Source organism: Olavius algarvensis spirochete endosymbiont (genome assembly GCA_900608495.1).
Lineage (GTDB): Bacteria > Spirochaetota > Spirochaetia > DSM-2461 > DSM-2461 > UBA2779.
In genome coordinates this window covers 1-212 of the sequence record UWYT01000280.1, presented here as the reverse complement: position 1 = coordinate 212, position 212 = coordinate 1, and the positions used below count along the sequence as shown (strand labels likewise).

Below are 212 nucleotides of genomic sequence, written 5' to 3'. Positions count from 1 at the left end.
CCGCATCCGGAAAATCACGCCGGCGGGGGTGGTAAGCACCTTTGCCGGCACTGGCATAAGAGGTCATGCGGATGGCACCGGCAACACGGCACAGTTTAACCTCCCCACCGGAGTGGCTGTGGATTCATCCGGCAATGTCTATGTGGCAGATATTGACAACCACCGCATCCGGAAGATCACGCCGGCGGGGGTGGTAAGCACCTTTGCCGGCA

At 60.4% G+C, this 212-nt stretch carries 1 protein-coding gene; it reads left to right on the top strand.

Features of this window, described 5'->3' with window-relative positions; translation table 11 throughout:
• A partial coding sequence (locus S1OALGB6SA_RS08705; RefSeq protein ID WP_503465891.1) for a hypothetical protein occupies positions 1-212 on the top strand: 212 nt, incomplete at both ends.